The organism is Chamaesiphon sp. VAR_69_metabat_338, assembly GCF_031423935.1.
In the GTDB taxonomy this organism is placed as follows: Bacteria; Cyanobacteriota; Cyanobacteriia; order Cyanobacteriales; family Chamaesiphonaceae; genus Chamaesiphon.
Map to the genome: position 1 here is coordinate 1 of NZ_JANPGM010000266.1, position 7,347 is coordinate 7,347.

9 protein-coding genes and 1 pseudogene are annotated in these 7,347 nt (G+C 47.5%); 8 read left to right on the forward strand and 2 right to left on the reverse strand.

The window, feature by feature from the left end; all coding sequences use genetic code 11:
* A partial coding sequence (locus tag RMO84_RS07835) for a hypothetical protein (protein WP_310487908.1) occupies positions 1-180 on the forward strand: 180 nt, incomplete at its 5' end.
* A gap of 116 nt (positions 181-296) precedes the next feature.
* On the opposite strand, the gene RMO84_RS07840 is transcribed toward RMO84_RS07835, so the two are convergent.
* Positions 297-2,366 carry a S9 family peptidase gene (locus RMO84_RS07840; protein WP_310487909.1) on the reverse strand — a complete coding sequence of 690 codons (2,070 nt, stop codon included), beginning with the start codon at positions 2,364-2,366 and terminating at the stop codon, positions 297-299.
* A gap of 238 nt (positions 2,367-2,604) precedes the next feature.
* Here RMO84_RS07840 and RMO84_RS07845 point away from each other — a divergent pair, with 238 nt between their 5' ends.
* On the forward strand, positions 2,605-2,838 hold the full coding sequence (locus RMO84_RS07845) for a FitA-like ribbon-helix-helix domain-containing protein (protein WP_310487910.1): 234 nt from the start codon (positions 2,605-2,607) through the stop codon (positions 2,836-2,838).
* Positions 2,838-3,254 carry a type II toxin-antitoxin system VapC family toxin gene (locus RMO84_RS07850; RefSeq protein ID WP_310487911.1) on the forward strand — a complete coding sequence of 139 codons (417 nt, stop codon included), beginning with the start codon at positions 2,838-2,840 and terminating at the stop codon, positions 3,252-3,254. The genes RMO84_RS07845 and RMO84_RS07850 overlap by 1 nt, the downstream gene beginning before the upstream one ends.
* Positions 3,255-3,314: 60 nt before the next feature.
* On the opposite strand, the gene RMO84_RS07855 is transcribed toward RMO84_RS07850, so the two are convergent.
* A complete protein-coding gene (locus tag RMO84_RS07855) occupies positions 3,315-3,782 on the reverse strand; it encodes an NADAR family protein (protein ID WP_396135801.1) in 468 nt (155 codons plus the stop codon).
* A 568-nt stretch (positions 3,783-4,350) separates the two neighbouring features.
* Here RMO84_RS07855 and RMO84_RS07860 point away from each other — a divergent pair.
* The 5 genes and pseudogenes from RMO84_RS07860 to RMO84_RS07880 all read left to right on the forward strand — a co-directional run.
* A complete protein-coding gene (locus RMO84_RS07860) occupies positions 4,351-5,280 on the forward strand; it encodes an ROK family protein (protein ID WP_310487913.1) in 930 nt (309 codons plus the stop codon).
* Positions 5,281-5,362: 82 nt separating this feature from the next.
* Positions 5,363-6,064 (forward strand): uracil-DNA glycosylase, encoded by a 702-nt coding sequence (locus RMO84_RS07865; protein ID WP_310487914.1) that lies wholly within the window; start codon positions 5,363-5,365, stop codon positions 6,062-6,064.
* 211 nt (positions 6,065-6,275) lie between these two features.
* Entirely contained in the window at positions 6,276-6,443 is a 168-nt protein-coding gene (locus RMO84_RS07870; protein ID WP_310487915.1) for a hypothetical protein, read from the forward strand.
* Positions 6,431-6,685 carry a hypothetical protein gene (locus tag RMO84_RS07875; protein ID WP_309727815.1) on the forward strand — a complete coding sequence of 85 codons (255 nt, stop codon included), beginning with the start codon at positions 6,431-6,433 and terminating at the stop codon, positions 6,683-6,685. The genes RMO84_RS07870 and RMO84_RS07875 overlap by 13 nt, the downstream gene beginning before the upstream one ends.
* Before the next feature lie 194 nt (positions 6,686-6,879).
* Positions 6,880-7,347: pseudogene (locus RMO84_RS07880) on the forward strand (MltA domain-containing protein); the annotation flags it as partial.

The window sequence follows — 7,347 nt, forward strand, 5'->3', positions numbered from 1 at the left end:
AAAGTATTTGCCAATCACTTTGAAACGATCGCTCCAGAACAGTTTTTAGATAATTTAAAAGCAGCTTGCCCCTACTTGTTCGATGAAGATTCGAGTAAGATAGTTGAAGTAATTAATGGCAAAGAAGCAGGTACCAAAACCATAGTAATAAACGATAATAAAGTTCAGCATTCTTCTTGAGTACATAACTTGTCGATCGAGCAAACTCATCATGGAGATCCCGATCTCGATCGGAGGTTATTAGAGGTGGATCTACTGAGTTTGTCGAGCGATTTTGATATCAGGTAAGCTCTCCTTTAAACATTACTCACTTTCTCGAAAACAGTCAGCAAAAAAGTATATTCCAACGCGATATCTTTGAGATATTCATAGCGTCCCGACGCGCCGCCATGCCCAGAATCTAGATTGGTTTTGAGCAAGAGTAAATTATTGTCGGTTTTGAGCGATCGCAATTTTGCCGTCCATTTGGCAGGTTCCCAATAAGTCACACGCGGATCGTTCAATCCTGCTGTAATCAATAGGTGCGGGTAAGCTTTCGCCTCGACATTATCGTAAGGCGAATAGGAACGGATATAGCGATAAAACTCCTCATCGGCGGGATTGCCCCACTCGTCATACTCCAACTGCGTCAGGGGCAAATCGGCATCCAGCATCGTATTCAGCACATCTACAAATGGTACTTGAGCGATCGCCGCCTTGAATAGTTCGGGTTTGAGATTAATCGTCGCGCCGACGAGCAACCCACCCGCGCTACCACCCGCGATCGCAATATTGCCCGCGCTGGTATACTTTTCGGCAATCAGATGTTCGGCACAAGCCACAAAATCCAAAAAGGTGTTCTTTTTCCGCAAGAACTTACCCGACTCATACCAGTATCGCCCCAACTCCGAACCACCGCGAATATGGGCGATCGCATAGACAAAGCCGCGATCGAGTAAACTGAGTCGATTGGTGGAAAATCCTGGATCGATACTCGCCCCATAGGAGCCGTAGCCATACAGATAGAGCGGCTGCGTACCATCGCGCTTAAAATCTCGGCGATAGACGATCGAGATCGGCACTTCCACCCCATCGTGAGAGCGGGCAAAAATTCGCTCTGAATGGTACTGGTTCGGATCGTAACCCCCTGGAATCTCATTTTGCTTGAGAATTGTCTTCGATCGCGATTCGGCAGAGCCGACGCCTAGCGAACGCAGATCGTACTCAAATACCGTCATCGGTGAGACTAGAGAAGTATAGCCAAAGCGGAATTTCTGGGTATCGTATTCCCAATTAGCCGCACCAAACACCAGATAAGTGGGATCGTCGAACTCTAAATAATGTGATGCTTGACTCTGAAGTTCGATGGCACGTAATTGTCCTAAGCCTTGATAGCGTTCGCTAATAATCAAGTAATCTTTAAACTCATCAATTCCTTCAATTAATCGATCGGGATCGTGGGCAATATATTCTACCCAATACTGTTGCTGTGGTTGCGATACCAGCGTTCGCATGATGCGGAAGTTCTGGGCGTTGTCATTGGTGAGAATGTAAAAAAAGCCTTCGTGATGGCTGACGCTGTATTCATGCCCTTTCTGGCGGGGTGTGACGATCGAAAACGTACCGTGCGGCTCGTCGGCTGAGATAAAATATTGTTCGCTGGTAATCTTACCGCCAGTTGTCAGGAAGATATATCGATCGTCGCGGGACTTGTCACAACCGACAAAAAACTGCGAATCCTGTTCTTCATAGATTAGCTCATCTCCCTCTATCGGCTGCCCGATTGTATGTCGATACAGCCGATAAGGGCGCAAGTTATCATCCAAAACGGTGTAATAGAAAGTCTGGTTATCGTTCACCCACTCTAGCGAGTAATAGGTATTGGCGATCGATTCTGGCAATAGCTCACCCGTTGCCAGATTTTTAATCCGCAGCGTATATGTCTCCGAGCCATCGATATCTTCGGCATATGCTAGGAGTTGATGGTTGGGACTGATGCTAAATGTGCCGAGCTGAAAATAAGGCTTACCTTCAGCCAGTTGATTTTCATCCAAGATGATTTCTTCAGGACTATTGAGATCGCCTCTTTTGCGGCAATGAATGGCGTATTGTTTACCCGCCGCCACTCTAGAGTAATAGTAATAGTCATCTTTTTTGACAGGTACGCTGAGATCGTCTTCCTTGACTTGCGCTTTTAGCTCTTGGAATAAGCTCTCCCGCAGTTCGGCGTGTGGCTGTAATACTTGCTCTGTGTAATCGTTCTCGGCTTTGAGATACTCCATCACCTGCGGATTATCTCGATCGCGCAGCCAGAAATAGTCATCGACGATCGCATCTCCGTGAATCTCGATCTGGTGAGCTAGCTTGGCAGCGTGCGGCGGTTGCATAAGCAAGTGACATAATAAACATCATCTATATTATCAATCGATTTAACGGTGAAGTAAATTCAATAGTGTAGTTGTTTTATTGGATAATAATTCAACAAAAGCCGATAAAGCATAGAGATTAAGACATCATTCCGAAAACATCAGCAAGATATTGAAATATTTTGATATCAATGATATCATTCGATCGAGTCAACCCCTTCACTTGTGCGATTGCCTCCGGCACGCTACGCGAACTACTATGGCTAATTTAATTGTGCGTAATGTTGACGAGGCGATCGCAAACGCTCTAAAAGTGCAAGCCAGTCAGCACGGCATCAGTGCCGAAGCAGAGCATCGGCGAATCCTAGCACAAGCGTTGCTACGCCCCCAGAAAAAATCATTTTTTGAGGCTCTGAGACAGATTCCTGATGTTGGCACCGATGACGATTTTGCGCGAGTTCAAGATATTTCGACCACAAATCCCCTCGACTGATGTACCTACTCGATACTAATATCATCAGCGAACTCCGCAAACGAGATCGAGCTAACCCTGGCATCATCCGTTTTTTCGATCGGCTTACTGAACAGGAAGCAATTTCTTACCTCAGCGTGATTACGATCGGTGAACTGCGGCGCGGGGTGGATATTATTCAACACCGAGGAGATTTTGCCCAGGCTAAGTCTCTAGAAAACTGGTTACAAACTATTCTCGATTCTTACGCTGAAAATATCCTCGATTTTGGTCGAGAAGAAGCACAGATTTGGGGTCGATTACGTGTGCCGCATCCTGAGAATGCACTAGACAAACAGATTGCTGCTACAGCACTAGTCTACGACTTAACTCTAGTTACCCGAAATGTAAAGGATTTTGTGGCTACTGGAGTCACCCTCCTCAACCCTTTTGAGTAACTCTTTATCTCTGATAAAAGAGATAGGGTCGTCCAAAAAAAACAAGACCACTACAACTAGCTAACCTCGATCGGGGGCAGTGTCTTGAGATGAACGCAGCAACTCCCGCACTTGCATGAGGATGCGACCGAGCATGTTCTTGCCACTGCCGTCACCTCCGTCGCCCCAATAGTCGTCGTTTTCGGTATGTTCGACCAATTTAGAGTCTCCAGTAGAAAGCAGTAACACTCTCAGATCCTCGTGCTGGGTAAACTTTGCCAGCACTGCCGCCCGCATTACTGAGACCTTGACAGACTCCCAATCCCTGCGAAGTTTTTGCTTGCGGTCGCGTCCCATCTGAGCGGCAAGCATCGGCGAGTTAGATTTACGAATCTTGGTCTTATATGCTTTGTCCTCAAACTTCTGCGCTTGAAAGTAATGTTCAGAAGTCTGCCACTGCTCTCCATCGAGTGCGAACGGGTAAGATGCGAAGTTTGAGAATTCCCCAAACTCGTCACAGATGCTGTAAAAATTCACCACCCCTGTCATCTCCGGCATCGTATCGCCTCTGTTCGCTGAACTATATTATTTCCGAAAGCCTTCCTTGAACTATATTATTTCCGAAAGCCTTCCTTATTCTACTCGACCATAATTTGGAAGTACTAGGTGGGCACTGCACACGATCGAATCTTGATAGAGCAATGATTTCAGATGGTTACTGAGATCGCTATTCATACACTCGTTGGCATAGCCTACAGTCGGTAATCTCAATAGCTGAGATCGATCGCTAATCGATCGAAACATAATTCCCTGCAACCTAGACGGAGATGGATATCCACCCAGCAACTAAGTCATAAGTTATAATTCAAACAATCCGATTCAACCTTTGAACCCATGACCTACCTTACGATCGCTTTACCCGAAGCAGTGAAGGATTATATCGATCGCGTAGCGTCTCCTTTTTAGAGAATCGACAGATTTCCAGTGGTATGTATAGTACTCTCATGAGAGAAAATCGTCGTTGTGCTGTTCTGACTGATTTCCGCACTACCGATCGGGATAGAATGCTAGAGAAACATCAGCGTTCATCGCGTTGTGACCTCTAACCTCTAATTTCATGACAGAAGTAATCGGGATCGACTTAGGTGGTACGGCGATTAAACTAGGACGATTTACTGAAGATGGGACTTGTCTTCAGTCATTGACAGTCCCGACGCCACAGCCAGCCTATCCCGATGAGACGATCGAGATGATGCTATACGCGATCGAGAAATTAGCTCCGGGGATGGCCGATCTTAGCGCGATCGGGATCGGGACGCCAGGGCCAGCGGATGCCGCTGGACGGGTAGCGCAGATTGCAATCAATCTGGAGGGGTGGATCGAGATTCCGGTAGCGACGCTGATTCAGTCGCGCACGGGCGTGCCAGTTGTAGTCGGCAATGATGCCAATTGTGCGGGATTGGGAGAAAAGTGGCTGGGTGCTGGGCGAAATTACCGCGATTTGGTATTACTAACGTTGGGTACTGGCGTTGGCGGTGCGGTATTTCTCAATGACACATTATTTATCGGACGAGAGGGCAGTGCTGGGGAACTGGGCTTGATTACCTTCGATCCCGCCGGACATGCTTGCAAAAGTGGCAATAGTGGATCGCTAGAGCAGTTTCTCTCTGGGCAAGCAATTCGCCGCATAACTGGCAAAGAGCCAAAAGAACTGGGAATATTAGCCGCAGCAGGCGATCGAGATGCGTTAGAATTTTGGGATAAATACGGTCGCAATCTCGGCATTGGCTTGACGAGTGTCATCTATATGTTGACGCCAGAAGTCGCAATTATTGGCGGCGGAATTAGTGCCAGTGCCAAGTATTTTTTGCCCGCTGCCCAACAAGAAATCGATCGCCGCGTCATGTCTACTTCCCGTCCTGAATTTAAGTTAATCGAGGCCCAACTAGGCAATCAAGCTGGCATGGTGGGGGCAGCAAAGTTGGCTTGGGATCTGTTGGAACGCAAGCAGATGGGTGGACGGGCAGACGGGGCGACGGGGAGATAAATAAAGATTTTCCCCAGATAGGAGTCAACTGCAAGGCGCACTAATTATCAATTATTAATTATCAATTCTCAACTACATTCCCATGTCCTCAGAAGCTCAATTAAATCTGTTCGGTCAACTCGAAACTAGTGCGCCCGTAGAATCTTTGCCAGCATATAGCTTTGAGTCGATTCCCACGAGTAGCAGTGTGCCGATTCCCGCTGGTACGTATAGCGATCTCACCCAACTCGCCAGCCATTGCCAAGTCTGCCACCGCTGCGAATTGGGCAATACGCGGATTAATGCCGTCGTGGGCAGAGGGAGCGAAACAGCACCGATCTTAATCGTTGGGGAAGGGCCAGGGCAAAATGAGGACGAACAAGGTTTACCATTTGTCGGTCGATCGGGTCAATTGCTCGAAAAAATTCTGGCGGCGGTAAAACTGTCGATCGATCGTGATGTCTATATCTGCAACGTCGTCCGCTGTCGTCCACCCGAAAATCGCGTGCCGCTGCCTGCGGAAGTGGCAGCTTGCAAGCCATATTTACTAGAACAAATCCGACTGGTAGATCCCAAAATCATTCTCCTGACTGGAGCAACGGCGGTCAAAGCAATTACCGGCAAAAAAGACGGCATTACCAAAATTCGCGGTACTTGGATCGAATGGGAAGGCAGATGGTGTATGCCGATTTTCCACCCTGCTTACTTGCTCCGCAATCCCGCCCCGGATGTCGGCAAGCCGAAGTGGTTGATGTGGCAAGATATTCAAGCCATCCGCGCCAAGTTAGACGAACTCAGCATATAAAGAAATCCCCTCCGAAGAGAGGTGCCCAACGGGCGGGGTGGGTCAGGTCTGTGCTACTCACCAACCATTTCCCCACTAAAAATTTCCTGCTATTTTATCGTCGTGGCAAAGCTGAAGCTGTAGCAAGCATTCGGAGATCGATCGTGAGTGAGATCGCAGTTTGTTACCCACCCCGCCCTGTGGGCACCCCTCCTAGGAGGGGATTTTTATAGTGGCTCCCAACTCCCAACTCCCTGTCTTGTCTCGCTATACCGTCGGGGAACCCGACGAGCGCGAGCCGCAACTCCCAACTCCCAACTTTTCAATTCTCGATCGAAATTTGGGCATACTCATAACTAATCAGTCTCAACCCAAACACGATCGAGTATGGCAAAGGTAGCAACCGAGTATGCAGTGTATCTGCTCTTATCAGGCGGTCATCGCGAGGAAATTCGTTTTCCCACCGTCCAAGATTTTCAAAAATGGTATAGTAGTGAGCTGATGCCAAAATCCAGTTCTAGTGATTTTATTACCGTACCTTTGAAAAATAGTCAAGGCGAGTACATGGTGATTCGTCCGAGCTGTGTCGATGCGATTCGCGTCGAACCTGTCTTTGCATCGAGTATCGATCGCGATTATTAGACTAGGGTTAGGTTTTAGGCTTCAGGCTTCAGGCTTTAGGCTTTAGACAATGCCTAAAAGAGGGATTTTGAAATCCCTGAATAATTGCAAAATCGGCAATATCGCAATCGGAGAGACGATTGGTAATGGAAACATGATTTCCCTTCCGCTCGTCACCGAATGCAATGTCCTAGCATCATTTGAATAATTACTTCATGATTAAAACACTGGCTTTACTCTCTTTGAATCTAGGTATTGCGCTAGGATTCAACCAGCAAACACCATTACGGGTGACTGCTGCGCCCCCAGCCAATATCCAAGCCGATCGGGGTAGTTCCACTACTAATAATTATGAGGAAACTACTTCTGCCCTCGGTTTCGACGATCAATTGTGGGGTAAATCTGGCGACAAACTGGCGATGCTCGAATCGATCGATCACAGCCTCCGTTATATTGAGACCCCTGCTGCCACCAAAGCGTATCAAAATTATGCCGTTCAGGGGATCGATCGCAATCGCGTGCGTCGCTCGTTGGTCAGATTTCGGCAGTTAGTCAATACCAGTCGTTCTGCTGCCGAACTCCAAGCCGCAGTTAAAAAAGAATTTACCTTCTATCAATCGATCGGCAAAGATAATAAAGGTACCGTTCAATTTACGGGTTATTACGAGCCGATCTATCAAGCC

Bases quoted from the DNA above. Each gene is read 5' to 3' on its own strand.
- RMO84_RS07840 (WP_310487909.1), bottom strand. From the start codon at position 2,366: ATGCAACCGCCGCACGCTGCCAAGCTAGCTCACCAGATCGAGATTCAC.
- RMO84_RS07845 (WP_310487910.1), top strand. From the start codon at position 2,605: ATGGCTAATTTAATTGTGCGTAATGTTGACGAGGCGATCGCAAACGCT.
- RMO84_RS07850 (WP_310487911.1), top strand. From the start codon at position 2,838: ATGTACCTACTCGATACTAATATCATCAGCGAACTCCGCAAACGAGAT.
- RMO84_RS07855 (WP_396135801.1), bottom strand. From the start codon at position 3,782: ATGACAGGGGTGGTGAATTTTTACAGCATCTGTGACGAGTTTGGGGAA.
- RMO84_RS07860 (WP_310487913.1), top strand. From the start codon at position 4,351: ATGACAGAAGTAATCGGGATCGACTTAGGTGGTACGGCGATTAAACTA.
- RMO84_RS07865 (WP_310487914.1), top strand. From the start codon at position 5,363: ATGTCCTCAGAAGCTCAATTAAATCTGTTCGGTCAACTCGAAACTAGT.
- RMO84_RS07875 (WP_309727815.1), top strand. From the start codon at position 6,431: ATGGCAAAGGTAGCAACCGAGTATGCAGTGTATCTGCTCTTATCAGGC.